This is a genomic window from Kocuria sp. UBA1838, assembly GCF_002338785.1.
Lineage (GTDB): Bacteria > Actinomycetota > Actinomycetes > Actinomycetales > Micrococcaceae > Kocuria > Kocuria marina.
Window position 1 is genome coordinate 161585 of record NZ_DDIY01000005.1, and the last position, 25625, is coordinate 187209.

26 protein-coding genes are annotated in these 25625 nt (G+C 69.4%); 19 read left to right on the forward strand and 7 right to left on the reverse strand.

The window, feature by feature from the left end; translation table 11 throughout:
- Positions 1 to 28: 28 nt before the first annotated feature.
- Positions 29 to 445, reverse strand: a complete 417-nt coding sequence (gene msrB / locus B3I25_RS02520) for a peptide-methionine (R)-S-oxide reductase MsrB (protein WP_369795628.1) — start codon at positions 443 to 445, stop codon at positions 29 to 31.
- A 231-nt stretch (positions 446 to 676) separates the two neighbouring features.
- Here msrB and B3I25_RS02525 point away from each other — a divergent pair, with 231 nt between their 5' ends.
- Positions 677 to 1927, forward strand: a complete 1251-nt coding sequence (locus B3I25_RS02525; RefSeq protein ID WP_064846782.1) for an alpha/beta hydrolase family protein — start codon at positions 677 to 679, stop codon at positions 1925 to 1927.
- Here the strand turns inward: B3I25_RS02525 and B3I25_RS02530 are convergent.
- Both B3I25_RS02530 and B3I25_RS02535 read right to left on the reverse strand, forming a co-directional pair.
- Positions 1893 to 2342 (reverse strand): SufE family protein, encoded by a 450-nt coding sequence (locus tag B3I25_RS02530; protein WP_286737708.1) that lies wholly within the window; start codon positions 2340 to 2342, stop codon positions 1893 to 1895. The two genes, B3I25_RS02525 and B3I25_RS02530, sit on opposite strands and share 35 nt — an antisense overlap.
- Positions 2339 to 3247 (reverse strand): sulfurtransferase, encoded by a 909-nt coding sequence (locus tag B3I25_RS02535; RefSeq protein WP_085105973.1) that lies wholly within the window; start codon positions 3245 to 3247, stop codon positions 2339 to 2341. Before B3I25_RS02535 ends, B3I25_RS02530 begins: the two co-directional genes overlap by 4 nt.
- Positions 3248 to 3522: 275 nt before the next feature.
- On the opposite strand from B3I25_RS02535, the gene zapE reads away from it, so the two are divergent.
- Positions 3523 to 4569 carry a cell division protein ZapE gene (gene zapE / locus B3I25_RS02540; RefSeq protein ID WP_064846785.1) on the forward strand — a complete coding sequence of 349 codons (1047 nt, stop codon included), beginning with the start codon at positions 3523 to 3525 and terminating at the stop codon, positions 4567 to 4569.
- A 157-nt stretch (positions 4570 to 4726) separates the two neighbouring features.
- Here zapE and B3I25_RS02545 read toward each other — a convergent pair whose 3' ends face one another.
- Positions 4727 to 4909 (reverse strand): antitoxin, encoded by a 183-nt coding sequence (locus tag B3I25_RS02545; RefSeq protein ID WP_144931817.1) that lies wholly within the window; start codon positions 4907 to 4909, stop codon positions 4727 to 4729.
- Positions 4910 to 5282: 373 nt separating this feature from the next.
- Between B3I25_RS02545 and nrdF the strand changes: the two genes are divergently transcribed.
- The 5 genes from nrdF (at position 5283) to B3I25_RS02570 (ending at position 9299) form a co-directional block, all read left to right on the forward strand.
- The gene (nrdF, locus tag B3I25_RS02550) at positions 5283 to 6263 is read left to right on the forward strand and encodes a class 1b ribonucleoside-diphosphate reductase subunit beta (protein ID WP_085105975.1); all 981 of its coding nucleotides are present in this window, start codon (positions 5283 to 5285) and stop codon (positions 6261 to 6263) included.
- A 326-nt stretch (positions 6264 to 6589) separates the two neighbouring features.
- Positions 6590 to 7024 carry a hypothetical protein gene (locus B3I25_RS02555; protein WP_286737789.1) on the forward strand — a complete coding sequence of 145 codons (435 nt, stop codon included), beginning with the start codon at positions 6590 to 6592 and terminating at the stop codon, positions 7022 to 7024.
- A 131-nt stretch (positions 7025 to 7155) separates the two neighbouring features.
- Positions 7156 to 7878: a lipoate--protein ligase family protein gene (locus B3I25_RS02560; protein ID WP_064846977.1), complete on the forward strand. Its 723-nt coding sequence runs from the start codon at positions 7156 to 7158 to the stop codon at positions 7876 to 7878.
- A 31-nt stretch (positions 7879 to 7909) separates the two neighbouring features.
- On the forward strand, positions 7910 to 8719 hold the full coding sequence (locus tag B3I25_RS02565) for an SOS response-associated peptidase (RefSeq protein ID WP_286737709.1): 810 nt from the start codon (positions 7910 to 7912) through the stop codon (positions 8717 to 8719).
- A 133-nt stretch (positions 8720 to 8852) separates the two neighbouring features.
- Positions 8853 to 9299, forward strand: a complete 447-nt coding sequence (locus tag B3I25_RS02570) for a pyridoxamine 5'-phosphate oxidase family protein (protein ID WP_286737710.1) — start codon at positions 8853 to 8855, stop codon at positions 9297 to 9299.
- Positions 9300 to 9554: 255 nt separating this feature from the next.
- Here the strand turns inward: B3I25_RS02570 and B3I25_RS02575 are convergent, their stop codons facing one another.
- Positions 9555 to 10061 carry a GNAT family N-acetyltransferase gene (locus B3I25_RS02575; RefSeq protein WP_231885618.1) on the reverse strand — a complete coding sequence of 169 codons (507 nt, stop codon included), beginning with the start codon at positions 10059 to 10061 and terminating at the stop codon, positions 9555 to 9557.
- A 211-nt stretch (positions 10062 to 10272) separates the two neighbouring features.
- Here B3I25_RS02575 and B3I25_RS02580 point away from each other — a divergent pair, with 211 nt between their 5' ends.
- Both B3I25_RS02580 and B3I25_RS02585 read left to right on the forward strand, forming a co-directional pair.
- Positions 10273 to 11592 (forward strand): M20/M25/M40 family metallo-hydrolase, encoded by a 1320-nt coding sequence (locus B3I25_RS02580; RefSeq protein WP_131333009.1) that lies wholly within the window; start codon positions 10273 to 10275, stop codon positions 11590 to 11592.
- Positions 11593 to 11748: 156 nt separating this feature from the next.
- Positions 11749 to 12933 (forward strand): acyl-CoA dehydrogenase family protein, encoded by a 1185-nt coding sequence (locus tag B3I25_RS02585; protein WP_286737711.1) that lies wholly within the window; start codon positions 11749 to 11751, stop codon positions 12931 to 12933.
- Between the two features lie 13 nt (positions 12934 to 12946).
- Here the strand turns inward: B3I25_RS02585 and B3I25_RS02590 are convergent, their stop codons facing one another.
- Positions 12947 to 13144 (reverse strand): DUF5703 family protein, encoded by a 198-nt coding sequence (locus B3I25_RS02590; RefSeq protein WP_094067061.1) that lies wholly within the window; start codon positions 13142 to 13144, stop codon positions 12947 to 12949.
- An 87-nt stretch (positions 13145 to 13231) separates the two neighbouring features.
- Here B3I25_RS02590 and B3I25_RS02595 point away from each other — a divergent pair, with 87 nt between their 5' ends.
- The 3 genes from B3I25_RS02595 (at position 13232) to mshC (ending at position 15989) form a co-directional block, all read left to right on the forward strand.
- The gene (locus B3I25_RS02595) at positions 13232 to 13609 is read left to right on the forward strand and encodes a hypothetical protein (protein WP_035961515.1); all 378 of its coding nucleotides are present in this window, start codon (positions 13232 to 13234) and stop codon (positions 13607 to 13609) included.
- A gap of 124 nt (positions 13610 to 13733) precedes the next feature.
- Entirely contained in the window at positions 13734 to 14567 is an 834-nt protein-coding gene (locus B3I25_RS02600; RefSeq protein WP_035961521.1) for an undecaprenyl-diphosphate phosphatase, read from the forward strand.
- A 111-nt stretch (positions 14568 to 14678) separates the two neighbouring features.
- Entirely contained in the window at positions 14679 to 15989 is a 1311-nt protein-coding gene (gene mshC, locus B3I25_RS02605) for a cysteine--1-D-myo-inosityl 2-amino-2-deoxy-alpha-D-glucopyranoside ligase (protein WP_286737712.1), read from the forward strand.
- A gap of 28 nt (positions 15990 to 16017) precedes the next feature.
- Here mshC and B3I25_RS02610 read toward each other — a convergent pair whose 3' ends face one another.
- Positions 16018 to 16914, reverse strand: coding sequence for a PAC2 family protein (locus B3I25_RS02610; protein ID WP_064846984.1), 897 nt, complete (start codon positions 16912 to 16914; stop codon positions 16018 to 16020).
- 81 nt (positions 16915 to 16995) lie between these two features.
- On the opposite strand from B3I25_RS02610, the gene B3I25_RS02615 reads away from it, so the two are divergent.
- The 7 genes from B3I25_RS02615 to B3I25_RS02645 all read left to right on the forward strand — a co-directional run bounded on the left by B3I25_RS02615 (position 16996) and on the right by B3I25_RS02645 (position 25617).
- Positions 16996 to 18174, forward strand: a complete 1179-nt coding sequence (locus B3I25_RS02615) for a site-2 protease family protein (RefSeq protein ID WP_286737713.1) — start codon at positions 16996 to 16998, stop codon at positions 18172 to 18174.
- 149 nt (positions 18175 to 18323) lie between these two features.
- Complete coding sequence (locus B3I25_RS02620) at positions 18324 to 19403, forward strand: tRNA (adenine-N1)-methyltransferase (RefSeq protein ID WP_064846985.1); 1080 nt, start codon at positions 18324 to 18326, stop codon at positions 19401 to 19403.
- Positions 19396 to 21108, forward strand: a complete 1713-nt coding sequence (arc, locus tag B3I25_RS02625; RefSeq protein ID WP_064846986.1) for a proteasome ATPase — start codon at positions 19396 to 19398, stop codon at positions 21106 to 21108. The genes B3I25_RS02620 and arc overlap by 8 nt, the downstream gene beginning before the upstream one ends.
- The gene (gene dop / locus B3I25_RS02630; RefSeq protein ID WP_286737714.1) at positions 21105 to 22832 is read left to right on the forward strand and encodes a depupylase/deamidase Dop; all 1728 of its coding nucleotides are present in this window, start codon (positions 21105 to 21107) and stop codon (positions 22830 to 22832) included. Before arc ends, dop begins: the two co-directional genes overlap by 4 nt.
- A gap of 52 nt (positions 22833 to 22884) precedes the next feature.
- The gene (locus B3I25_RS02635) at positions 22885 to 23091 is read left to right on the forward strand and encodes a ubiquitin-like protein Pup (protein ID WP_098055493.1); all 207 of its coding nucleotides are present in this window, start codon (positions 22885 to 22887) and stop codon (positions 23089 to 23091) included.
- 4 nt (positions 23092 to 23095) lie between these two features.
- A complete protein-coding gene (gene pafA, locus B3I25_RS02640) occupies positions 23096 to 24505 on the forward strand; it encodes a Pup--protein ligase (protein ID WP_144996781.1) in 1410 nt (469 codons plus the stop codon).
- 104 nt (positions 24506 to 24609) lie between these two features.
- On the forward strand, positions 24610 to 25617 hold the full coding sequence (locus tag B3I25_RS02645) for an FKBP-type peptidyl-prolyl cis-trans isomerase (RefSeq protein WP_286737716.1): 1008 nt from the start codon (positions 24610 to 24612) through the stop codon (positions 25615 to 25617).
- Positions 25618 to 25625: the final 8 nt, after the last annotated feature.

Below are 25625 nucleotides of genomic sequence, written 5' to 3' on the forward strand. Positions count from 1 at the left end.
TCGTTCTGGGGTGGGTCGGATCGACGCTTCAGTCCTGCGTCGCGGGAACCAGACGCAGGGACACCGAGTTCATGCAGTAGCGCAGATCCGTGGGAGTGTCGTACCCCTCGCCCTCGAATACGTGGCCCATGTGCGAGTCGCAGTTCGCGCAGCGCACCTCCACGCGCTTCATCCCCATGGTTGTGTCCTCGATGTAGCGCACCCGGTCCTCCGCGAGCGGCGCGAAGAAGGACGGCCACCCGCAGTGGGACGAAAACTTCGTGTCCGAGCGGAACAGCTCGGCCCCGCACGCGCGACACTCGTACACTCCCTGCGTGGTGGTGTCCACGTACTCGCCCGTGAAGGGGCGTTCGGTCCCCGCCTGGCGCAGCACCTGATACTCGAGCGGGTTCAGTTGTTCACGCCACTGCGCGTCCGTGCGCGCCGCGGCGGCCTCCGGGCTCAGGGCTCCGCCGGTGCGGGCGCTCGTCTCGTGGTTCGGCTCCGTGGTCACGGGGCGCCTCCTTCTCGTCGTCATGTGACTTCCTCCCTGTTCAACCATGCGTTCGCGCCGGTTATGCCCGTACGACGTCGCGTAGCCGCCGTTCGACGCTCGCGCGCACCGTGTATTCGGGGTGCCTGCGGTAACCGGCCCGCCATCCAGGTCCCCGTGATCGGCGCGTGCCAGAATGACGACATGACTACCCTGATCACCCCCGGGCAGGATTCGAACGCGCGCTCGTGGCGCCGCGGCGCGGTGGTGGGCGCCGCCGCGAGTATCGGAGCGGCGTCGGCGACGTTCGCGTTGTCGGGAGGTCTGGCGGCGCTCGTCGCGCGCCACGTGGTCACCCCGTCCACCCGGCCCGGCAACGTCCAGGTGCTCAAGCTCGAGAAGGACCCCAACTCGGGACAGGAACTGATCACGCTGCCCGCGAACCCGGACACCCGGGTCGCCGGGACGTACGCCCTACGGTTCGACGACGGTCGCGGCCTCGCGCGGATCGGCTTCATCGTGCGCCAGACCGGGGGCACCGTCACGCGGCTCGTGGAGCGCGTGTACCGCGGGGAACTCGCGGTGGGCAAGCGCGGGTGGTGGACCGGGACCGTGTACGCGCGACCGTCGGACGCCGGGTTGGCCTACGGCAAGATCCACGTGGAGACGCCGCTGGGGCCCGCGCCCGCGTGGGTCATCCCCGCGGACGGGGACACGGCCACCGCACACCACACCGGCACGTGGGCGGTCATGGTGCACGGCCGCGGCGCCCAGCGCCCGGAATGCATCCGCGGGGCCAGGGTGGCCCACGAACTGGGGTTGCACTCCCTCATCCTGTCCTACCGCAACGACCAGGAGGCACCCTCCACCCCGGATCAGCGCTACGGGCTGGGGTTCACCGAATGGGAGGACATCCAGGCGGGGATCGGCTATGCGCTGGACCACGGGGCGTCGGACATCGTGCTGTTCGGGTGGTCCATGGGCGGGGCCATCGTGTTGCGCACGACCGAACTGACCGAGTACCGCGACCGGATCCGAGCGCTGGTGCTCACGGGGCCGGTCGTGGACTGGTACGAGCTACTGGCTCACCAGACCCGGATCCACCGCATCCCGCGGCGCGTGGGTCGCATGGCGGCGGACCTGATCTCCCACCGCATGGGCCCGCGGATCACCGGGCTGGCCGCGCCCCTGGACCTGCATGCCCTGGACTGGCTCTCCCGCTGGGAGGACATCACTACGCCCACCCTGATCCTTCACTCCACGGACGACGAGGTGGTCCCGGTGGCCGGGTCCGTGGAACTCGCCAATCGCAGTCCCTACGTGGACTTCGTGGGGTTCTCCGGGGCCCGGCACACCAAGGAATGGAACATCGACCGCAAACGCTACGAGCGGGCCATCCGTGACTGGTTGCCCGCGGCGCTCACTCGCCGAGCCGGGCGCGGATCTGGCGTTTGATCCGACCGAGCATCGCGGACATCCCGCGCATGCGCAGCGGGGACACCAGCTTGGTCAGCCCGAAGCGTTCCGGCAGGTCGTCGGGCACGTCCAGCACCTGGGACGCCGGCAGGCCGTTGAGCCCCTCGTGCAGGATGGATGCGAAACCGCGCGTGGTGGGCGCTTCGGCCGGCGCGGAGAAGAACAGGGCGACCGGTGCGTCCGCACCGGACCCGTCCAGTTCCACGGTCAGGAACAACGGCGACTGACACTCGGTGACCTGCTCGAGTTCCTCCGGGTGCTCGCCGAGCCGCGCGGGCAGCGCGGGCAGCGAACGGGAGAACTCGAGCAGCAACTGCAGCTTGTCGGGTTCGGGGACCTCGTGGAACTCGGTCACCAGCTCCCGCAACTGTTTGGGCAGGTCCTGGGTGCTCACCGCGCGGCCCCGGGGGCCTCGCCGCGTTCCTCACCCTGCGCCACGGGCACGCGCACGGCGTTGCCCCACTCGGTCCAGGACCCGTCGTAGTTGCGCACGTTGTCGAAGCCGAGCAGGTGGGTCAGCACGAACCACGTGTGCGAGGAACGCTCGCCGATGCGGCAGTACGCGATCACGTCGTCGTCCTGCCCGAGCCCGACCTCGTCGCGGTAGATCGCGTCGAGGTCCTCGCGGGACTTGAACGTCCCGTCCTCGGCGGCGGCCCGGGCCCACGGCACGGACGCCGCGGTGGGGATGTGTCCGCCGCGCAGCGTGCCCTCCTGCGGGTAGTCGGGCATGTGGGTGCGCTCGCCCGTGTACTCCTGGGGGGAGCGCACGTCGATCAGGGGAGTGGTGCCCAGCGCGGCCAGCACGTCCTCGCGGTACGCGCGGATCACGGAGTCGTCCCGCTCCACCGCGGGGTACTCGGTGGGGGTCACGGGGGTCGCGTCCGTGGTCAGTTCGCGGCCCTCGGCGATCCACTTGTCGCGCCCGCCGTTCATCAGGCGCACGTCCCGGTGACCGAACAGCGTGAAGACCCACAGGGCGTAGGCGGCCCACCAGTTGGACTTGTCGCCGTAGATCACCACGGTGTCGTCGCGGGAGATCCCCTTGCGGGACATCACCTCGGCGAACTGCTCCCCGTTCACGTAGTCGCGGGTGTCCGGTTCGTTGAGGTCCGTGTGCCAGTCCACCTTGACGGCCCCGGGGATGTGCCCGGTCTCGTACAGCAGGACGTCCTCGTCCGATTCGACGACGACGACGCCGGGCGTGCCGACGTGATCGGCCACCCACTGCGTGGACACCAGACGTTCCGGGTGCGCGTACTGCGCGAACGCGTCGTTCTGCTCTGCTTCTACAGCCATGAGACTTCTCCTTGTCCTTGTGCTGTCGTGGGCGCTGCGCACGCACGTGCCGTGCGCGTCTCGTTCTCCAGCGTAGTGGTGCGCGCGCACCTGGCGCATGCCGGCCCGCGTGTGCCGTCATACGCGGTCGCCGTGTTCACCACGGGCTGACCGGTAGCATCGGGGGAGAACGGGACGCCCGGCGCGTCCCACGTACTGTCCGTTTACCGCAGGACCGGTCCCGGTGCGCGCCCGCCGCGGCGCGCGATCCGGAACCGGTCGGGAGGCCCTGTCACGTGAGCACTCAGATCGAACACCTCGTGGAGCGCGATCCACGCGTCTCGGCCGATGAACTGCTGGCCGGTTTCACCCCGTCCGAACGCTTCGGGGAGGTGTCGTTCGACACGTACCGCCCTGATCCGTCCCAGCCCTCGCAGGCACAGGCGGTCGAGAAGCTCAAGACCTTCGCGGCGGGCGCGTCCGGGGGCGGCGCCTCCGGTGGCGGGTTCTTCTCCAAACTCTTCGGCGGGCAGAAGAGTTCCGGCGCGGCGCAGGGGATCTACCTGGACGGCGGGTTCGGCGTGGGCAAGACCCACCTGCTCGCGTCCCTGTGGCACGCCGTGCCCGGGCCCAAGGCGTTCGGCACGTTCGTGGAGTACACCAACCTGGTGGGTGCGCTCACGTTCCGCCGCACCGTGGACGCCCTGAAGGAATACACCCTCGTGTGTATCGACGAGTTCGAGCTCGACGACCCCGGGGACACCGTGCTGATGTCCCGGCTCATGCGCGAACTCGCGGACGCGGGCGTCAAGCTCGCGGCCACGTCCAATACCTTGCCCGGTTCCCTGGGCGAAGGCCGGTTCGCGGCGCAGGACTTCCAGCGTGAGATCCAGGTGCTGTCCTCCCAGTTCGAGGTCGTGCGCATCGACGGCGAGGACTACCGTCACCGCGGACTGCCGAACGCGCCGTCGCCCCTGCCCGACGACGCCGCGCTCGACGCCGCCGTCGAACAGCACTTCGCGGGTCGGCGTGTGGCGATCGACGACTTCGACGCGCTCGTGGAACACCTTTCCCGCGTGCACCCCTCGCGCTACCGTGCACTGATCGAGGGCCTGGACGCGATCGCGTGGCGCGGGGTGCGCACGATCGACCAGCAAGCGGTAGCGCTGCGGTTCGTGGTGCTCGCGGACCGGTTGTACGACCGGGACCTGCCCATCCTCTCCACGGGCGTGCCGTTCGACCGCGTCTTCACGGAGGAGATGATGGCCGGCGGCTACCAGAAGAAGTACTACCGAGCGGTCTCCCGCCTCACGGCACTCGCCCGGGAGGCGGACGAGGCCTGAGACCCGCGAGAGCGGTGGCGACGCCGCGGCGTCCTCCCCGCGCGGGTGACCGGTCCGTGAGAGGAGCCCTCGAGCCCGTGGGGCGCACCCTCGAGCCGACGTGAGAACGGGGTCCCTTCCGATCGGAAGGGACCCCGTTCTCACGCGGCGGTGCAGATCACTCGTTGCCGCTGAGCCGATCGCGCGCGGCGTCCTGGCCTTGATCGACCTGGCCCTCGAACTTGTGACCGGTCTTCTCGTCCACGGCGTCGCCCGCCTTGTCGATGCCCTGGTCGACCTTGTCCTGGTGGTTTCCGGCGGCGTCCTTGGCCTTGTCCGCGAGTCCTCCGAGATCCGGCATGATCTGTGTCCTTCCGGTAGGTGAACCAGCCCGGTGTCGGGTCGGTACGTTCATCCTGCACGGCTTCCGTCACATACGGAAGGACCCCGACACGGGGTTCACCCTGAGGGAACATGACGCGATGGGTCCGGGGTGGAAGGAATCGGGCCCCGTTCGTTCCCGTCCGAAATCGGGCGGGCGGCATCGCGTCCGGTCCGTTCCCGATCGAAGTGCCGAGCCCGGTCCGTTCCCGCCTGAAGTGGAGTACCCTGGGAAGTCGTCCCGCGCGCCAGCCGACCCCGCGAGAACCGGTGTGCAGCGCTCGCCCGCCGAGCGCCGTCGGCGTCATCCAGCGGGGCGGGAACCCCCATCCACGAAGGAGCCAGTGCGCGCCATGACCACCGAGAAGGTCGAACTGCTCCGCCACCCGGCGGAGGCCATCAACTGGAATCGCGTCCAGGACGAGAAGGACACCGAAGTCTGGGACCGTCTGACGTCCAATTTCTGGCTCCCCGAGAAGGTCCCGCTGTCCAATGACGTCCAGTCGTGGAAGACGCTCACGGCGGAGGAGCAGGACCTCACCATGAAGGTGTTCACGGGCCTGACCCTGCTGGACACCATCCAGGGCACCGTGGGCGCGGTCTCCTTGATCCCGGACGCCAAGACCCTGCACGAGGAAGCCGTGTACACGAACATCGCGTTCATGGAATCCGTGCATGCGAAGTCCTACTCGTCCATCTTCTCCACGCTGTCGTCCATGAAGCAGATCGACGAGGCGTTCCGCTGGTCGCGCGAGAACGAGCACCTGCAGCGCAAGGCCGACATCGTGCTGACGTACTACAAGGGTGACGACCCGCTAAAAAAGAAGGTGGCCTCCACCTTGCTGGAGTCCTTCCTGTTCTACTCCGGGTTCTACTTGCCCATGTACTTCTCCTCGCACGCCAAGCTGACCAACACCGCGGACCTGATCCGGTTGATCATTCGCGACGAGGCCGTGCACGGGTATTACATCGGCTACAAGTATCAGCGCGGTCTGCTGCAGGAGACCCCGGAGCGTCAGGAGGAGCTCAAGGCGTACACGTACGAGCTGCTGGACGAGCTCTACGACAACGAGGTGGCCTACGCCGAGGCGCTCTACGACTCGGTCGGCTGGACCGAGGACGTCAAGAAGTTCCTGCACTACAACGCCAACAAGGCACTGAACAATCTGGGCTACGAGGCCCTGTTCCCGCGGGAAATGACGGACGTGTCCCCTGCCATCCTCTCCTCGCTGTCCCCGAACGCGGATGAGAACCACGACTTCTTCTCCGGTTCCGGCTCCTCCTACGTGATCGGCAAGGCCGTGAACACGGAGGACGAGGACTGGGACTTCTGAGTCACTGAGCGCCCGCCCTCCCGGAGAGCGTTCCGAGGCCCGGATCCGCACGGTGTATGCGGGCCCGGGGGCGGGTTGGGTGGGAGTGTGCGGGAAACAAGGCCATGGAATGAAGAGCGGGTGGCGCGCGGGTGCGTCCCCCAATGTGCGGCTGTCATCACGTGGCCGCTGTTCCTAGGCTGGAGCCGCAAGGGGAGAGGTTTCCCGCCAACCCTCAGGCGTTCCGGGGGGGGAACGCCGGGTTGGTGGGGGCACGATCGACAACCGTGAAGAACTGCACAGTCATGCACTCGCCACGGGAGATCTTCGTAGGGGGCTTGAACGTGATGCGCGCAAAATCGTCCGTCAAATCAGTGCTCTCGGTCGCCGAGCTGGGCACGCTCAACCAGCTCATGCGCGGTGCCGGCACGGTGGAACCGTTCGAACGTGAACTGGTGTCCCGCGTGTTCGTGGGTGCTCGTGCGTGGCTGCAGGAACAGGAAGAGGGCGCGGAACTCACCCGTGACCAGCGCAAACGGTGGAACGCCGCGGTGCGCTACGTCAATCGCTACGTCTCACGCGGCGGTGTGACCATGTCGTGGCGAGTGCTGCGTTCCTTGGGCAACTCCACGGATCTGCTCGCGAACCACCACGTGCTCAAGACCGCGATGGTAGCTGCCGCCGCTCACGGTCCGGTCACCGCGGCCGAGGAGAGCCGCATGGCCACTGCGCTCACCGCCCCGCCACGTCCGGCCGCGCGGTTGACCACCTCCGCGGCGTGATGCTCCACACGTCGTCGACTTAGCGCGCGCCACGTCCGGCCGGGTGAGCGAGGAGTTGCGGGGAACGGACCCGCCCGTGCCGCCGCGTCCGGGTTCCGAGCGGGCCCCGCTGCACTAGAGTTGGCGCCAGCATGAAACTCATACGCCAGCGCGAGTCCCTGGGCGCCGAACAGGACTACCGCCGCGCCCTGTCCATCCTCGACGCCGCGCGCGGTGGCGCCACCGAACCCGTGTTGCGCGTGTACCAACCGCGGCCCACGGTGGCCTTCGGTCGCCGCGACGAACTCAACCCCGGGTTCCCCCGGGCCCGTCAGGCCGCGCTCGACGCCGCGTTCACCCCGCTCGTGCGCCGCGTGGGTGGCCGTGCGGCCGCGTACCACGGGGGTTGCTTGGTCATCGATCACGTGGAACCGGATCCGGATCCTAAGACGGGTATCCAGGACCGGTACCGCCTGTTCGGGGACATGGTGGTCGCAGCGCTCGAGGAACTCGAGATCCCGGCCCAGGTGGGAGAAATCCCGGGGGAGTACTGCGCGGGGGAGTACAGCGTGCACGCACCGGGGACAGCGGCGGATCCGAACCAACCGGTCAAACTCGCCGGTACCGCGCAGCGTGTCGTGGCCGGGGCGTGGTACTTCTCCACGGTGCTCGTGATCGAGGTAGCCGAGCCGTTGCGCAGCGTCCTGGAGGACGTGTATTCGTGCCTGGGTGTGTCGTGGGAACCGGCCACCGCCGGGTGCGTCGCGGACGTCCGACCGGGCACCACGGTCGCCGAGGTCGAGGCCGCGCTCATGAGCGTGTACGACCGGTACTCGTCCTACATGGGGTACGGCCCCGTGAGCGGATCGCGGTAGGGCCGACAACCCGTCACGGGAGGAGAACACCATGTGCGGTCGTTATGTGATCGCCCGGACCCCGGGCCAGCTCGCACTGCCCTTCGACGCGCAGGTCGACGACTCGATTGCCGGGGGCGTGGAACCCAACTGGAACGTGGCTCCCACGCACACGGTCCCGATCCTGCTCGAGCGGCTCTCACCGGACGGTCAGCTGCTCCCGGAGATCCACGCCGCGCGCTGGGGCCTCGTGCCCTCGTGGGCCAAGGAGCTGTCGATCGGGTCCAAGATGTTCAACGCCCGCTCGGAGACTGTGACCGAGAAACCGTCCTTCCGGGCCGCGGTCAAAGCCCGGCGCTGCGCGATCCCCGCGGACGGCTATTACGAGTGGAAGGCCCCGGAGTCCCGGCGCGGGAAGAAGCAACCGTACTTCGTGCACCCCGAGGACGGTTCTCCGATCTGGTTCGCCGGGATCTACGAGTGGTGGCACGTTCCCGACAACGCCGCGGACCTCGCGCGTGCCGAGCAGACCCGGCCGGGCAAGAACGCGCAGGACGACGCGGGCCGGTGGTTGCTCTCGTGTTCGATCCTCACGCGCGAGGCCCCGGACGCGCACGACGAGAACTCGCACCTCGCCGCGCTGGGAGCCCTGCACAACCGTTTGCTCATGGGCATGACCGAAGCGTTCGCGCGCGAATGGATCACCCCGGACAAGGACCACGCCCCGGAACTCGTGGACCGCGCGGTGGCCGGCGCGTTGGAGGTCGCCGCGCAGTGGCGCATGCATGCCGTGAGCACGGACGTGGGGTCGGTGAAGTCCCAGGGGGAGTACCTCGTGGAACCCCTGCAGACCCTGCTGTAGCCGCAGCCGGAGGCGTGTCACAACCCCGGTGAATGTCCTCGGTGCGGCCCGCCGCACCGCAAGACCTCGGCCCTCTGCCTATGGTGGAGACGGTGCACCGACGCACCCACACCGACGATAACCGGGGGTAGACATGGTTGAACTGGGCAACACCCTGACCGATGACACGCGCTGGCTGATCGACTTCGTCCGCTCCGCCGGAGCCGGCGTGCTCGCGAGCAACAGCGGCACGGGATATCCCGAATCCGCGTACGTCCACGTGGCTGCCACGGACGACGGACACATCGTCTTTGGGACCAACACCAAGTCCCGGAAGTTCTCCAACATCACGTCCGACCCGCGCGTGTCCATGGTCGTGATGCGAGACGGCACGCACGAGGTGCAGCTCGAGGGAGAGGCCAAGGTCCTCGAAGGGGCCGACGCCGCTCCGGCCGGTCAGACGCTCGCGGCACAGCACCCGGGTGCGACCGACACGAACGATCCCGAGAACCTGCGGGTCCTGGACATCACGGTGCGTTGGGCCACGCGCACGGACGCATCCCAGGTCCCGCCGCGCAGCGACGAGCTCACGCTCCGCTGACGGGTTGCTGCCACGCTGACGGGTTCGCCCCTCGCTGTCGAACGACGGCGCGGGCGCGTCACGCAGGGGCGCCGGTGCGCTCGGCGGACGCCGATTCGTTCCACGACATGCAGTGCATCCATCCGCAGCAAGAGACCCGGGTCGCATCAGGCGATCCGGGTCTCTTGCATCCGGTTCAGAACGGTTCGGTTCTGGGCGGGTCGGTCGTGGACGGCTCGGTTCCGGGCAGCTGCGTCCCGAACAGCCGCAGCACCGTCAGAGTTCGTCCTGCTCCGGGATCCAGCGGTTGAAGTCGAGCGTGAGGTAGAGCGCGAGTGCCGCGGAGTTGTCCTCCGGGATCCGCACGCACACCTCGTGGTAGCCGTTCTCGTGCAGGGACGTCATGACCTGGCGCACGAGCTGCTCCGCCAAGCCGCGGCGGCGGTGCGAGGACGCCGTGAAAAGTTCGAACAGGTACGGCACGTCCGGCAGGTGCGGGTCATCGCGGCGCTCGAGCACGATGGCCGCGGCCACGGGGTTGCCGTCCTCGTCCTCGATCACCTGCGACTGTTCCTGCAGGAACGGGCCGAACTCACCCCGGAAGGCGTCTCGGACCGTGGTCTCCGCGTCCTCCTGCGTGCCCACGGTCCCGGACCCGTAGGCCTCCCGGAGTAACCGGGCGAGCGCGGCGGTGTCCTCGTCCGTCACGGAACGGCTCGTGGCCGTGAGCTCCCGGGGGGTCAGCTCCGTCCGCGCGATCAGCGTGATGGTTCCAGTCATCATGGCCTCCCATGGGTCATCGGTGCACACGGTAGTTCTTGCCCCTCAGGGTAACCGAGAAGACCCCGGTTTCCACGGGCGTACTACGGTGGAGGGGCAGGCCCGTCCGAGCCCCGGCCCACGGCACCGCGGTGGGCGCGAGCGGCGTCGTCGTCCCACGCGGGGACCGCAGCCCGGAGGCCACCGTCCGGCGTTAGTGAGGAGAGCGAGCACCATGACCGAGAACCCCCAGACCGATTCCACACCGGAGGGCGAGACCGCCCGGATCTGCCGCGAGTTGATCCGCTTCGACACGAGCAATTACGCGAGTGGCGAGGCCAAGGGTGAGCGTGCGGCGGCTGAGTACGTGGCCGAGCTGATCCACGAGGTGGGCCTCGAGGCCCAGTACTTCGAGTCCGCCCCGGGCCGCGCGAACGTGTTCACCCGTATCGAGGGCAAGGACCCGAGCGCGGACGCGCTGCTCGTGCACGGCCACCTGGACGTGGTCCCCGCCGCGGCGCAGGACTGGTCCTTGGACCCGTTCGCAGGGGAGGTGCGGGACGGGATGATCTGGGGCCGCGGCGCGGTGGACATGAAGGACATGGACGCCATGATGCTCTCGGTGCTGCGCCACATGCGCCGCACGGGAACCGTGCCCGAGCGGGACATCGTCTTCGGGTTCTTCGCGGACGAGGAAGCCGGGATGCGCTACGGCTCCAAGTGGATGGTGAGCGAACATCCCGAGGTCTTCGACGGTGTCACGGACGCACTGAGCGAGGTGGGCGGGTTCTCCGCGAACATCGGCGGCAAGCGGGCCTACCTGCTGCAGACCGCGGAGAAGGGCCTGCTGTGGTTGAAGCTCATCGCGCAGGGCCAGGCCGGGCACGGCTCCGGGCTGCACGAGGACAACGCCGTGACGCACCTGTCCCGCGCCATGGCGAACATCGGGCAGTACACGTGGCCCGTGGAACTGACCAAGACCACCCGCGCGTTCCTGGACGAGGTCACCGAGCTGACCGGCGTGGAGTTCGATCCGGAGAACCCGCAGCGGCTGTTGCGCGAACTGGGGGATGTGGCCCGGTTCGTGGGGGCGACCCTGCAGAACACCTCGAACCCCACGATGCTCGACGGCGGGTACAAGACGAACGTGATCCCCGGGACCGCGCAGGGCACCGTGGACGTGCGGTTCCTGCCGGATCAGCGTGATCTGGTGATGGAGAAGCTCCAGGAGCTCGCGGGTGACAAGGTGCGCTTCGAGGCCGAGTTCGAGGACATCGGGCTGGAGGTCCCGTTCTCGGGCAACGTGGTGGACGCCATGGTGGACGCGCTGCAGGCCGAGGACCCCGACGCCGTGGTGCTGCCCTACATGCTCGGCGCGGGCACCGACAACAAGTCCCTGGCCACGCTCGGGATCACCGGCTACGGATTCGTCCCGTTGCAGCTGCCCCCGGAACTGGACTTCACGGGCATGTTCCACGGCGTGGACGAGCGCGTGCCCGTGACCTCGCTCGAGTTCGGTTCGCGTGTGCTGGACCGCTTGCTGCGCACGTACTGAGCCCCCCCGCGCTCGCCGGCCCGAACGACGTCGGCCCCGCGTCGTACTGCCAAGTCCTCGCGACGTCGTGCATGCCCCACGCGACCGGACCCGCGCGACGCCGACCCGTCCTGCGTTCCGCCCCATTCCACCGGCCCGACCACCGAAGGAGCCCCCATGACCGCCGTGACCGAACTGCTATCCGACGAGCTGCTCGCCGAGATCAGGGACCGCGCCGCCGCGACCGACCGCGACAATGCGTTCTTCGCCGAGGACTTCGATGCGCTGCGCGAGATCGGCTACCTGCGGATGCTCGTCCCGCGCGAGTTCGGCGGGCTGGGCTTCACGCTCGAGCAGGCCGCGCAGGCGCAGCGCCGCCTCGCCACGGCCGCACCGGCCACCGCGCTGGGGATCAACATGCACCACGTGATCGTGGGGATCGGCCACACCCTCCACCTGCGCGGGGACGATCGCGCGCAGCGGATCTTCCTCGACGCCGTGGCCGGGGAGGTCTTCGCGTTCGGGATCTCCGAGGCGGGCAACGATTCCGTCCTCTTCGACGCGACCACGAGCGCCGAGCCCGTGGCCGAGGGCTGGCGCCTGCACGGCACCAAGATCTTCACGTCCCTGTCCCCGCGCTGGACGCGCCTGCTCGTCCACGCCCGGGTCTCCGGGGACGACGACGCCGCACCCCTCGTCTTCGGGTTCCTCACCCGGGAGGACCACGAGTCCCCGGCGGAGGGGGTCACGGTGCGCGAGGACTGGGACGCGCTCGGGATGCGGGCCTCGCAGTCGTGCACCACGGTGCTGGACGGTGCGCTGCTGCGCACCGAGGACGTGCTCACCAGGACCCCTGCCGCACCCAACCCGGACCCCGTGGTGTGGGGGATCTTCGGGTGCTTCGAACTGTTGCTCGCGGCGGTGTACACGGGGATCGCCGACCGCGCGATCGACGTGGCCGTGGAGATCACGACCACGAGGCGATCCCTGGCCAAGGACGCCCCGTACTCGGACGACCCGGACATCCGCCGGCACGTGGCCGGGGCCGGTGTGCTACGGGACGGGGTGGAACTGCAACTGCGGCAGTTGTGCGCGGACGTGGACGCCCTGGGCTCGGACCGGGAGCCGGCGCACGGGCCGCGGTGGTTCATCCTGTTCTCCGGGGTCAAGCACCGGGCCACGGAAGCCGCGCGCGCCGTGGTGGACCTGGCGCTGCGGGCGTCCGGGGGAGCGCAGTACCGGCGCGGTTCCGAGCTTGAGCGGCTCTACCGGGACGTGCTGGCGGGGATGTACCACCCCTCGGACGAGGAGTCCATCCACGCGGCCACGGCGAAATCCCTGCTGGGACCCGTCTCGTCCTGAGCGGATCCCGGGCTCAGAACGTGCGGTCCACCCGCATGATCCGCCGGCGCAGTACATAGCGGCGTTGGCCCCCGTAGAGCACCGCCGAGCGCATGAGTTCCCACTTGCCGTACTCGGTGTGTTCCCGCACCCGGCTGCGTGCCTCGGCGGGTTTCTCCCGCGGCGCCACCGTGAGCGAGAGGTACTCGTACCGGTCGTCGCGCCCGGTCATGGCGGGGTGACCGGATACCGAACTGTGCTTCAGACGTTGTTCTTTCATTGCTCCCATTCTGCTCCGATAACGGCTAACGTCTACACCATGAGCACCGATCCCCGCGCCGCGCTGCAAGCGCTCGTCAACGCCCTCGAAGAACACCTCGCCGCCGCGGCGAACCGCCGTTCGGACGACGATCCCACGGTGGACGGAGCCTACCTGGCCATCGCCAACACCTTCGAAGCCTACGAGGAAGCCCTCTACGACGCCTACGACGAGGTCACCCCGCTCACCGTCTTCGCCGAGGAGGACGACTCCGACGACGACCTCGACTACGACGATGATGACGACGATGACGACGACGATCTTCTCGAGGACAACGAGATGATGGACGAGGATCTCATCGACGAGGACGACTACGACGATGACGATGACGAGAACGAGGACCGTGATTCCTCGAACGGACGCCGTTCCGGGCGCTGACCCGGGGGATCGGATCACGTGAGCTGCGAAGGCCTCCGCCGCGGGCGGGGGCCTTCGTGCGTGTCCAGCGGCTTCCCAGGACGGGCCGGGAAGCACCTCGGAGGGGGTGCCGTACAGTTGTCGCGTGAACTGGATCGAAGCGATAATCCTGGGCCTCGTACAGGGGCTGACCGAATTCCTGCCGGTGTCCTCCTCCGCCCATTTGCGGATCGTGGGCGAGTTCCTGCCCAACGGGGCGGACCCCGGGGCCACCTTCACCGCGATCACCCAGCTGGGCACCGAGACCGCTGTGATCATCTTCTTCTGGCGGGACATCGTGCGCATCATCAAGAAGTGGGCGCTGTCGTTGAGCGGCCGCGTGGACCGCAAGGACCCGGACGCCCGCATGGGGTGGTTCATCATCCTGGGTTCACTGCCCATCGCCGTGCTCGGTCTGTTGCTGCAGGACTACATCGAGACCCAGTTCCGCTCACTGTGGATCACCGCGACCATGCTGATCGTCTTCGGTCTGTTCCTGGCGATCGCGGACTACATGGGTAAGCAGGAACGTCACCTGGAGGACCTGACCGTCAAGCACGCCGTGGGCTTCGGTTTCGCCCAGGCGCTGGCACTGGTGCCCGGTGTCTCCCGCTCGGGTGGCACGATCACCGCGGGTCTGCTCATGGGCTACACCCGCGCGGCCGCGGCACGCTACGCGTTCCTGCTGGCCATTCCCGCGGTGTTCGCCTCCGGCTTGTACCAGCTGTACAAGGCGGTCAGCGGCGCCGAACCCGGCGGGGTCTACTCCCTGGGCCAGACCGCGGTGGCAACCTTGATCGCGTTCGGCGTGGGTTACCTGATCATCGGGTGGTTCATGCACTACATCTCGGAACGCAGTTACAACCTGTTCGTGTGGTACCGCATCCTGCTGGGTGCCGCGCTGTTCGTGATGCTCGGAACGGGGCTCATCAGCGCGTGATCAGCACCGCCCTCGGCCCGGACGTGCGCGTTCGCGGTCGCCAGGGAATAGCGGCCCCGGTGCGCCCGTTGCGTTCGAGGGAGTCCAAGAATCGTCCAAGCGAAGGTGAACATGAAGCGTTGGTCCAGCCGTCCGGTTCCGCAACTGCCCGGGACCTCGCCCGCACCCCTCGTGCACGATACAAGCACGGGGGAGCTCGAACGGCTGGAACCGCGTGAGGGCCGGGCGGGACTGTACGTGTGCGGGATCACCCCGTACGACGCCACGCACATGGGCCACGCCGCGACGTACGTGAACTTCGACCTGCTCAACCGGGTGTGGCGGGACGCCGGCTTCCCCGTGGACTACGTTCAGAACGTCACCGACGTGGACGACCCCCTGCTCGAGCGGGCGAACGACACCGGCGTGGACTGGCGCGAGCTCGCCGAGGAACAGACGGAGTTGTTCCGCACCGACATGGCGGCCCTGAACGTGCTGGCCCCCGATCACTACGTGGGGGCCACCGAGGCCGTCGAGTGGATCGTGCCCGCCGTCGAACGCCTCGTGGAACGCGGGCTCGCGTACCGCGTCCCGGAGGGCACCGGCCAGGACGGGCGCTCGGAGCCCGCGGGGGACGTCTACTTCGACGTCGACGCCGCCGGGCGGTTGCGCGCCGACGACCCCGACGCATGGGTGATCGGCTCCACGTGTCGCCTGGACCGGGAGCGCATGCTGCCCCTCTTCGCGGATCACGGCGGCGACCCCGAACGCACGGGCAAGCGTGATCCGCTGGACCCGCTGTTGTGGCGCGTCAAGCGCGAGGGCGAACCGTTCTGGGACGGTGCGTCACTGGGTGAGGGCCGCCCCGGATGGCACATCGAGTGCAGCGTCATCGCGCTGCAGTACCTGCCCGCGCCGTTCACCGTGCAGGGCGGGGGCTCGGACCTCGCGTTCCCGCATCACGACATGGGCGCGGGCCACTCGTACGCGCTGTCCGGTGAGCCCATGGCCGAGCACTTCGTCCACACCGCGATGGTGGGGCTGGACGGCGAGAAGATGTCCAAGTCCAAGGGCAACCTGGTGCTCGTCTCGACCCTGCGCCGGGAGGGAGTGGATCCCGCCGCGATCCGCCTGGCGATCCTCGCCAACCACTACCGTACGGACTGGTTCTGGACTGACGACCTGCTCGAGCAGGCGAAGCGTCGCCTCGCCACGTGGCGTGAGGCCGCCGTCAAACCTGAAACGGCCGGGGCGGACTCCCTGCTCGAGGCCGTTCGCGCGGCCCTCGGTCAGGACCTCAACGCTCCCGCGGCACTGATCGCGGTGGACGCGTGGGCCGCACGCAACCTGGGCGGCGCCGCCGCGCGTGGGGCGGGGGCGTCGGCCGAGGACGCCGCGCTGGCGCGCGCCACGGTCGAGGCGTTGCTCGGCATCGAACTCTGAGCGCCCCGCCTCCGACGGACCCGCGCGGTCAGCCGCGGTCGTCGCGGCGGCGCAGGTAACGCTCGAACTCGCGGGCGATCGCGTCCCCGGTGGCCTCCGGGAGGTCCACGGTGTCCTTGGCCTCCTCGAGCTGGCGCACGTAGTCCGCGACCTCCGGATCCTCGGAGGCGAGCTCGTCCACGCCGCGTTCCCACGCCTCGGCGTCCTCGACCACGGGTTCGAGCGGCAGGGCCATGCCCAGCAGGTCCTCGAGGCGGCGCGCGAGCGCGAGCTGCGCCTTGGGGGAGGGCGACTGCGCCACGTAGTGCGGGACGGCGGCCCACATGCTCAGCGTGGGGAAGCCCGCGAGCGCGGCCATGTGGGAGAGCACCCCCACGATCCCGGTGGGTCCCTCGTACTGGGGGGCGTCGATGTCCAGTTCCTCGCGCAGCTCCTCGGTGTCCGAGGTCAGGGTCACGGGGATCGGGCGGGTGTGGGGGACGTCCGCGAGCAGCGAGCCGAGCATGATCACGAAGTCCACGTCCAGGGCCGCGGCCTGCTCGAGCAGTTCGGCGGTGAACGCGCGCCACCGGTAGGACGGTTCCCAGCCGTGCAACAGCACGACGTCCAGGTTGGTCCCGGGCACCGACGCCTTGGACAACCGCGTGGTGGGCCAGTGCAGTTTCTGCTCCCCGGTCAGGGGCCGGCGGATCACGGGACGGGAGTACTGGTAGTCGTAGTAGTCGTCCGAGGCGACCTCGAACACGTCCTTCGCGTTGAGCTGCTCGCGGATGAGCTTTAGGGTGTCCGTGGCGGCGTCGCCGGCGTCGTTCCAGCCCTCGAACGCGGCGATGAGCACCGTGACGGTCTCCTGGTCCGCACCGTCACGCACGACCCCGAAAGGTCCGATACCGGGCTGCTCCGAATTATTGTCCAACGTGGTCACCGTCCCACTGTACGGCCCGTGCGGGTGTTCCACGAGCCGATCCCCAGCGCGGTACCGGCGGGCGCACCTACCATGTTCAGCATGCCCCTTCCCCGGTTCCGCCAGCCCTCCGACGATCGCGCCGCACCGGCCCCCGCCGGCCCCCGACCCCGCGGGGTGCGGCTGGGTCTGCTGCTGGGCGTGGAGCTGTTGCTGGACCGTTCGTGGTTCCTCATCGCGGGGTTGACCCTGGTGATGTACGGGCCCGTGCTGTGGCGGCTGTACCCCGAGCTCGGCTGGCTCAACCTTCTCCTGGCCCTGGGCTTCGCGGTGGGCCTGGCCCTGAGCGTGCTGGTGCACGAACTCGCCCATGCGCTCGCGGGTCGCGCGGCCGGGTGGCCAGTGACCCGGATCGTGCTGACCCTCATGGGCGGGCACACGGCGTTCGGCAGCGTGCGCACCACGCCGCTGCCCACCGCGCTCGTGTCCCTGGCCGGACCGCTGAGCAACGTGGTGCTCGCCGCGCTGGGCACCGGTGTGCTCTTCGTGACCGCGGACAGCCCCGCGGGCCCGGGGTGGGCGCTCGTCCAGTTGCTGATCCTGGCCAACTGGATCCTGGGGTTGTTCAACCTGCTGCCCGGACTGCCGCTCGACGGCGGGCGCGTGGTGGAGGCGATCGTGTGGGCACTGACCCGCTCGGAGGCCAAGGGCACGACCGTGGCCGCGTGGTGCGGGCGCGGGATCGCGATCCTCACGGTCGCGTGGTTGCTGTGGGCGCAGGTATGGCGCCAACCGGTGGTGCTCGTGATCACGCTGCTCGTGGCCGGGTTCATCTTCATGGGCGCGGGGCAGGCGCTGCGCCAGGCACGCGCTCTGGGCGTGCTCGACGCCGTGCGGGCCGGGGGTGTCGCGCGTCCCGCGATGGAGTTCTCCCCGACCACGCCCCTGGCCCTCGTGGACGCCACCGTCATGGCCGCCACGGGGGACGACTACCGGGGATGGACCCCGGACGTCGTCGTCCGTGACCGCGGTGCCGTGGGCCTGCTGGACCCCGAGCTCGCCGAACGGGTGGCACCGGCGCACCGCGGCGTCGTCGCCGTGGGGGACGTAGCCGAATGGCACCCCGCGGACGCCACCGTGGACCCGGGCACCCCCGGCGGCGAACTGGCCCGCGTGCTGGAGTCCGGGCGCCGCGCCTGGGTGTGCGTCGTGGACGGTGCCGGTCACGTCACGGGCGTGGTGCACCACGAGGACCTCGCACGCTTGGCCCTGCGCGCCTGATCGCTCCATGAGCGCGGTGGGGGCCATCACCGCGGGGCGTGGTGATCCGATCGGGGCTACGGTGGGAGAATGGCCCGGGGCGGCCCGCGGTGCGGGCGTACCTACGGAGCCGGACGGCCCCGACGACGACCACGCGTGAGAGCGAGCAGATGAGCGAGCAGCAGGAATCCCACCCGAACCCCACCGGCGCCACCGTGCGGGGAGCAGCCAACCGGCGCGGCCCGTTCCGCTCCGGCGAGCGCGTCCAACTCATGGACGAGACCGGGAAGATGACCACCATCACCCTGGTGGACGGAGGGGAACACCACACCCATCGCGGGGTGCTGGCACATGAGCTGTTGATCGGCCAACCCGAGGGCACGGTCGTGTCCAACACCTCGGGGATCCAGTACCAGGCGCTGCGGCCACTGCTCAAGGACTTCGTGCTGTCCATGCCCCGCGGAGCCGCGGTGGTCTACCCCAAGGACTCCGGGCAGATCGTGACCATGGCGGACGTCTTCCCGGGCGCCCGGGTCGTGGAGGCCGGGGTCGGTTCCGGCGCGCTGACCATCTCCCTGCTGCGCGCGGTGGGGGACGAAGGCCACGTCCACTCGTTCGAGCGACGGGAGGAGTTCGCGGAGATCGCCCGGGGCAACATCGAGACCATGTTCGGCGGCCCGCACCCCGCGTGGGAACTGAGCCTCGGGGACCTCGCGGAGGAACTGGGCGCGCGGGAGGAGCCCGGGTCCGTGGACCGCGTGATCCTGGACATGCTCGCCCCGTGGGAGTGCCTCGACGCCGTGGCCACAACCCTCGCGCCCGGCGGCGTGGTGATCTGCTACGTGGCCACCGTGCCGCAGTTGTCCCGCGTGGCGGAGGCCATGCGCGCGGACGGCCGCTTCACCGAGCCCGAGGCCTCGGAGACCATGGTGCGCGGGTGGCATGTGGAGGGACTCGCGGTGCGCCCGGACCACCGCATGGTCGCGCACACCGGGTTCCTGATCCAGTCCCGCCGACTCGTGGACGGCGCACCCAGGTTGGCTCCGAAGCGGCGCGCTTCCAAGAGCGAGTACACGGAAGAGGATTTGCAGGCGTGGACTCCCGTGGCCCTGGGCGAGCGCGTGGTCTCGGACCGCAAGCTGCGCCGCGCGGGCCGCGATGCGGCGTCGTTGGCCGAGCACGCCGCGCGCGCCCAGCGGGAGATCGACGAGCAGGCCCGCGCGGACGAGGGTCAGGTGCGCGATGACTGAATCGGGCGGCACCGCGGGCCGTTCGGCCGCGGACATCACCCAGCGCCAGATCAACATGCTGCGGGACCAGAAGCGCAACCTGGACAAGCAGCTCGCGGCGGTGGGATCGCAGAACGAGAAGCTGGTGCGGTTGCTCAACGCGTCCCGCCAGGAGATCGTGACGCTCAAGAAGACCCTCGCGGCGGAGGCCGAGGCGCCCGCGACGTTCGCCGTGGTGCTGCAGGTCAACCACGGTCGCCAGCCCTTGGGGGAGGCCACCGGGGACGGTCCCGTGGTCACGGGCCCGTCGGTGGACGTGCTCTCCGCGGGACGGAAGATGCGCGTGGCCCTGAGCCCTCTCGTGTCGCTGAGTGCGTGCGAGCCCGGACTGGGGGTGCTGCTCAACGAGCACTACGTGGTGATCGCGGTGCTCGATTACGAGCGCACCGGGGAGGTGGCCACCGTCAAGGAGGTCATCGACCACGACCGCGTGCTCACCGTGGGCCGCTCGGACGAGGAACGCGTGCTGTTACTCTCGGGTCGGTTGCGGCGTGAGCGCCCCAAGCCCGGGGACGCCCTGACCGTGGACCACCGCACGGGCTTCGCCCTGGAACCCGTGGAACGCACGGACGTGGAACAGCTCGTGCTCGAGGAAGTCCCGGAGGTCCGCTATACAGACATCGGAGGGCTGGGGCCTCAGATCGAGGCGATCCGCGACGCCGTGGAACTGCCCTACGTCCACCCGGACATCTACCGCGAACACGGTCTGCGCCCGCCCAAGGGCATCCTGCTCTACGGTCCCCCGGGCAACGGCAAGACGCTGATCGCCAAGGCTGTTGCGCGCTCGCTCGCCGAGCGCAGCGCGGCCAAGGCCGGGCGCGCGCGGCCCGAGGGCTACTTCCTCAATATCAAGGGCCCCGAGCTGCTCGACAAGTACGTGGGGGAGACCGAGCGCCAGATTCGCTCGATCTTCGCGAACGCGCGCGAGCAGGCGGCGCGCGGGATCCCCGTTGTGGTGTTCTTCGACGAGATGGACTCGCTGTTCCGCGTGCGCGGTTCGGGGCTGTCCTCGGACGTGGAGACCACAATCGTGCCACAGTTGCTCACGGAGATCGACGGCGTGGAGCAGCTCGACAACGTGATCGTGGTGGGCGCGACCAACCGCGAGGACATGATCGATCCCGCGGTGCTGCGCCCCGGTCGCCTGGACGTGAAGATCCGCATCGACCGCCCGGACGAGCAGGGCGCGCGGGAGATCTTCTCGCTGTACGTCACCGAGGACCTGCCCCTGCGTGAGGACGATGTCGCTCGCGCCGGCTCCCGCGCGCAGGCCGCCCGGGAGCTCGTGGACGCCGCGATCGGGCGCATGTACGCGCGCACCCCGGACACCGAGTTCCTCACGATCACGTACCGCGACGGCGGCCAGGAGACCCTGTACTTCGCGGACTACGCGTCCGGCGCGGTGATCCGCAACGTGGTGGACCGCGCCAAGAAGCAGGCCATCAAGACGCTGCTGACCACAGGCCGGCGGGGGATCACCTCGCAGCACCTCGTGGACGCGGTGAACCAGGAGTTCCACGAACAACAGGACCTGCCCAACACCGCGGACCCGGAGGACTGGGCCCGATTGACCGGTCGGCGCGCGGACACCATCCAGGACGTCCGGATCGCGGTGGACCGCCCCGGGGTCTCCGGCACGCAGCGTCCGGACGGGGGCGCGGCATGACGGTACGGCGGATCATGGGCAGCGAGACCGAGTTCGGTGTGCTGGCCCAGGGTGAGCCGGGTGCGAACCCCACGGTGCTCTCGACCCGCGTGGTCACGGGGTACGCCGCGTGGGTCGCCCGACGGCTTCGGGAACAGGAGGCGGTACGCAGGGAACGGTCCGTTGGCTCGGTCGGGCCCACGCCATCGGACGACGACGCCGCGCAGCCCGGTTCCCCGGACACCCCGCTCGGCACAGGGTGGGACTACGGTTCCGAGACCCCGCTCGCGGATGCCCGGGGGTTCACCGTGGCCCGCGAGGACGCCCACCCGAGCCAGCTCACCGATGAGGCGCCGGTGCTCACCGCGGAGGAGATCGCCGCGGAGGCGATCAGCGAATCCGCGATGTACACGGAGGACCTCGACTGGCGCCGCGTGATCATGAACACCGTGATCCCCAACGGCGCGCGGGTCTACGTGGACCACTCCCACCCGGAGTACTCGTCCCCGGAGGTCACCACGCCCCTGGACGCGCTCACGTGGGACGCCGCGGGGGACGTGGTGGCCGCCCGCGCCGTGGAGTACCTCGCGGAGATTTCCGCGGGGACGGATGCCGCGCCGGTGAACCTCTACAAGAACAACACGGACAACAAGTCGGTGTCCTACGGCGCGCACGAGAACTACACCGTGGAACGCGCCGTACCCTTCGAGCGGATCACCGCGGCCCTGCTGCCGTTCTTCGCGTCCCGGCAAATTATGTGTGGTGCAGGCCGTGTGGGCCTCGGGGTGGACGGTTCACATCCTGGGTTCCAACTGAGTCAGCGCGCCGACTTCTTCGAACGCACCGTGGGGCTCGAGACCACGATCCACCGCCCGATCGTGAACACGCGGGACGAACCCCACGCGGACGACACCCGCTACCGGCGCCTGCACGTGATCATCGGGGACGCCAACCTCTCCCACGTGGCCACGCTGCTCAAGTTCGGGACCACGTCCCTGGTGCTGAACCTCGTGGAACACGACCGGGCGCCGCGCCTCGAGCTCGAGGATCCCGTGGCCGCGCTGCAGGCCATCAGCCACGACCCGTCCCTGCGCACCACGGTGGCGCTCGCGAACGGTCGGGAGTTGACCGCGGTGGAGCTGCAGCGCGAGTACTACCGCGCAGCGTTGGCGCTGGAGACCGAGCTGGCCCCGAACGGGTTGGACGAGGACACCGCCCACGTGCTGCAGACCTGGGACGAGGTGCTCACGGACCTCGCCGAAGACCCCGCACGCTTGTCCGACCGGTTGGACTGGGCGGCCAAGTACGCGCTGCTCACCGCGTACCGCACACGCGACGGTCTCGCGTGGGACGATCCCCGGCTCGTGGCGATCGACCTGCAGTACGCGGACGTGCGCCCCGACAAGGGGCTCTACCACAAGCTCGCCGCCGCCGGACGGATCCGCACCCTCGTGGACCACGACCGGATCACCGCGGCCGCGGACCATCCGCCGACCGACACCCGCGCGTACTTCCGGGGCACCGCGGTGTCCCGGTACCCGCGGGACATGGCCGCGGTGGGCTGGGACACACTGACCGTGACGTTCCCCGGGATCCGCCGGGGAGCTCGGGTCAGGATGCCCGAACCTCACGACCTCACCCGGGACACGTGCGAGGACTGGTTCGACGCCCCGGACGTCGAGACCTGGATCGAGCGCGTGGCCGCGAACCGGCCCGCCCTCGTCACGGGCAGCGACATCGGCTGAACCGCCCGGTCGGGCGCAGCACACCCCATTCGAGAAGCCACAGGAGGACACCATGGCACAGGAACGCATCTTCCGCACCGGATCCCGCCGCGAGGAGGAACCGGACGCCCCGGCCCCCGCGACCCCGCCCGCCTCGGGCGCCGCACAGGCCCAGCGGGACACCCAGGGCACCGACGACCTGCTCGCGGAGATCGACGGCGTACTCGAGACCAACGCGGAGGCCTTCGTGAAGGGCTTCGTGCAGAAGGGCGGCCAGTAATACCGTGGAACGGCGGATCTACGGGATCGAGACCGAGTTCGGCCTGATCCACAGCGCACCACAGGGCCGTCCCCTGGGTGCGGACGAGACGGCGCGGCGGCTGTTCGCACCGGTGCTCGCGTGGGGGCGGGCCTCCAACGTGTTCCTGCCTAACGGCGGGCGCCTGTACCTGGACGTGGGCTCCCACCCCGAGTACGCGACGGCCGAGGCCGCAACCCTGCACGACGTCGTCGCCCAGGACGCCGCCGGCGAACGGATCGTGGACGACCTGCGCGCTCAGCTGCAGGAAAGCCTGGACGCCGAGGGCGTGGGCGGCACGGTGCACCTGTTCAAGAACAACGCGGACTCCGCCGGCAACTCGTTCGGCTCGCACGAGAACTACATGATTGCCCGCCGCACGGAGTTCTCCCGGTTGGTCCAGCACCTGCTGCCGCTACTGGTGACGCGGCAGATCCTCGTGGGCGCGGGTCGGGTGCACCCGGACGGGCCGCCGCCCTTCGGCTCCCTGGCCCTGGGGGACGGGCGCCCCGGCTACTCGTTCTCCCAGCGGGCGGACCACGTATGGGAGGGGTCGTCCTCGGCCACCACCCGTTCCCGCCCCATGATCAACACCCGGGACGAACCGCACGCGGACGCCGAGCGTTACCGCCGGCTGCACGTCATCACGGGCGACTCGTCCATGTCCCAGACCACCACGGCGCTGAAGATCGGCATCACGGACGCGGTGCTGCGAATGATCGAGGCGGGCCAGATCCTGCCGGACCGCACGCTCGCGGACCCGGCTGCCGCCCTGCGGCAGGTCTCCCACGACCTCACCGGTTTGGCACCGCTGGAGCTGGCCGCGGGGGGCTACCGCTCGGCGATCGAACTGCAGCGCGAGTACCTTGAGGAAGTCACCCGGTTCGTGCAGCGCCACGGCGCGCACCACGACCGCCTCGACTGGGTCGTCGGGCTGTGGGACCGTGGGCTGCGCGCCGTCGAGGAGCAGGACAGCTCGCTGGTGGACCGCGAGCTGGACTGGGCCATCAAGAAGAAGCTGCTGGACTCCTACGCGAGCGCCCACGGGATGGACTGGTCCCACCCCCGCATGGCGCAGTTGGACCTCGCTTACCACGACACCTCCGTGCGCCACGGACTCTTCCATATGCTGGAGCGCCGCGGTGCCGTGGAGACGTTCGTGGCCCCGCAGGACGTCGAGCGCGCCGTCGTCGAAGGCCCTCCCACCCGGGCGCGGATGCGCGGGCGGTTCGTGGCCGCGGCCCACGACGCCGGGGTCAGCACCACCGTGGACTGGGTGCACCTGAAGCTCAACGGGGAGCACCAGCAGAGCACGGTCATGTGCAAGGACCCCTTCGCCACCACCCAGCCGGACGTCGAGGAGCTGATCGCAGAGATCACCTCCGGACGCGCCTGACCCCACCCGCCCGCAGTGTTCCGGGGACTCTCCCAGCCGCGGCCCACGCGGGTCCTCTACATTGGCCCCGAGCCAGCACCCCGATGACGAAAGGTCACCCCCTCGTGCGAAAGATCATCCCTGCCGGCACCGCCGCGCTCGCCCTGTCCCTGCTGCTGACCGGCTGCGGCGGGGGCTCGGGCTGGGACTCCGTGGAACTGTCCGCAGACCCCTCGCAGGGCACCGCGCCGTCGGTGTCCTTCAAGACCCCAATGAAGGTGGACGACGCGCAGACCAAGGTCCTGAAGGAAGGGGACGGTGAGGAGATCCACGCCGGCGACAGCATCATGCTGCAGGCGGCCCTGTACAAGGGCTCGGATGGTTCCTCGCTGGGGGACACCTACAGTCAGGGTGCCGGACAGGTGCTGACCGTCAACGACGAGCTCAAGGACTCCCTGCCGCAGATGTACGACGCCCTGACGAAGGCCAAGGAGGGGGAGATCATCGCGTACAGCTCTCCCAAGACCAGCGGCGCGGCCTCCGAGGGGGACGACTCCACCTCGGTGGAGGTCTACCAGGTGACCAAGAAGATCATGCCGTCGCTCAACGAGAAGATGAAGACCCCCTCCAAGGGCATGCCCAACGTTACACAGGACGACAAGGGCACCCCCACGATCGCCAAGCCCGCCGGTAGCGAGCCCAAGGAGCTGAAGACGGACGTGCTGATCAAGGGGGACGGTGACACCGTCAAGGAGTCGGACACCGTGATCGCGAACTATGTGGGCGTGCGCTGGGCGGACGGAAAGTCCTTCGACTCCTCCTACGAGAAGGGCAACCCGGCCTCCTTCCCCCTCAACGGTGTGATCGCCGGCTGGAAGGAGGGTCTGGAGGGCCAGAAGGTGGGCTCGCGCGTGGAGCTGGTGATCCCCACCGACAAGGCCTACGGCACGGAGAAGGAGCTCGGCAAGGACTCCCAGTACCCCGCGGGCGCGCTCGTGTTCGTGGTGGACATCCTCGGCACCACACCTACCCCGAAGACGGAGACCGCGAGCCCGCAGGCCTCGGCGAGCGCCACTCCCGGTGCGTCCACGGCACCGAGCGCGAGCCCGGAGTCCTCTGCGTCCGGCAAGTGAGACACGGC

Excerpts from the sequence above, each read along its gene's own strand:
- B3I25_RS02555 (WP_286737789.1), top strand. The coding sequence starts at position 6,590 with ATGCGCGCAAAATCGTCCGTCAAATCAGTGCTCTCGGTCGCCGAGCTG.
- B3I25_RS02565 (WP_286737709.1), top strand. The coding sequence starts at position 7,910 with ATGTGCGGTCGTTATGTGATCGCCCGGACCCCGGGCCAGCTCGCACTG.
- mshC (WP_286737712.1), top strand. The coding sequence starts at position 14,679 with ATGAAGCGTTGGTCCAGCCGTCCGGTTCCGCAACTGCCCGGGACCTCG.
- B3I25_RS02635 (WP_098055493.1), top strand. The coding sequence starts at position 22,885 with ATGGCACAGGAACGCATCTTCCGCACCGGATCCCGCCGCGAGGAGGAA.
- B3I25_RS02595 (WP_035961515.1), top strand. The coding sequence starts at position 13,232 with ATGAGCACCGATCCCCGCGCCGCGCTGCAAGCGCTCGTCAACGCCCTC.
- B3I25_RS02620 (WP_064846985.1), top strand. The coding sequence starts at position 18,324 with ATGAGCGAGCAGCAGGAATCCCACCCGAACCCCACCGGCGCCACCGTG.
- B3I25_RS02575 (WP_231885618.1), bottom strand. The coding sequence starts at position 10,061 with ATGATGACTGGAACCATCACGCTGATCGCGCGGACGGAGCTGACCCCC.
- B3I25_RS02590 (WP_094067061.1), bottom strand. The coding sequence starts at position 13,144 with ATGACCGGGCGCGACGACCGGTACGAGTACCTCTCGCTCACGGTGGCG.
- B3I25_RS02560 (WP_064846977.1), top strand. The coding sequence starts at position 7,156 with ATGAAACTCATACGCCAGCGCGAGTCCCTGGGCGCCGAACAGGACTAC.
- B3I25_RS02535 (WP_085105973.1), bottom strand. The coding sequence starts at position 3,247 with ATGGCTGTAGAAGCAGAGCAGAACGACGCGTTCGCGCAGTACGCGCAC.
- B3I25_RS02545 (WP_144931817.1), bottom strand. The coding sequence starts at position 4,909 with ATGCCGGATCTCGGAGGACTCGCGGACAAGGCCAAGGACGCCGCCGGA.
- B3I25_RS02580 (WP_131333009.1), top strand. The coding sequence starts at position 10,273 with ATGACCGAGAACCCCCAGACCGATTCCACACCGGAGGGCGAGACCGCC.
- B3I25_RS02615 (WP_286737713.1), top strand. The coding sequence starts at position 16,996 with ATGCCCCTTCCCCGGTTCCGCCAGCCCTCCGACGATCGCGCCGCACCG.
- B3I25_RS02525 (WP_064846782.1), top strand. The coding sequence starts at position 677 with ATGACTACCCTGATCACCCCCGGGCAGGATTCGAACGCGCGCTCGTGG.
- dop (WP_286737714.1), top strand. The coding sequence starts at position 21,105 with ATGACGGTACGGCGGATCATGGGCAGCGAGACCGAGTTCGGTGTGCTG.
- B3I25_RS02570 (WP_286737710.1), top strand. The coding sequence starts at position 8,853 with ATGGTTGAACTGGGCAACACCCTGACCGATGACACGCGCTGGCTGATC.
- nrdF (WP_085105975.1), top strand. The coding sequence starts at position 5,283 with ATGACCACCGAGAAGGTCGAACTGCTCCGCCACCCGGCGGAGGCCATC.
- arc (WP_064846986.1), top strand. The coding sequence starts at position 19,396 with ATGACTGAATCGGGCGGCACCGCGGGCCGTTCGGCCGCGGACATCACC.
- B3I25_RS02585 (WP_286737711.1), top strand. The coding sequence starts at position 11,749 with ATGACCGCCGTGACCGAACTGCTATCCGACGAGCTGCTCGCCGAGATC.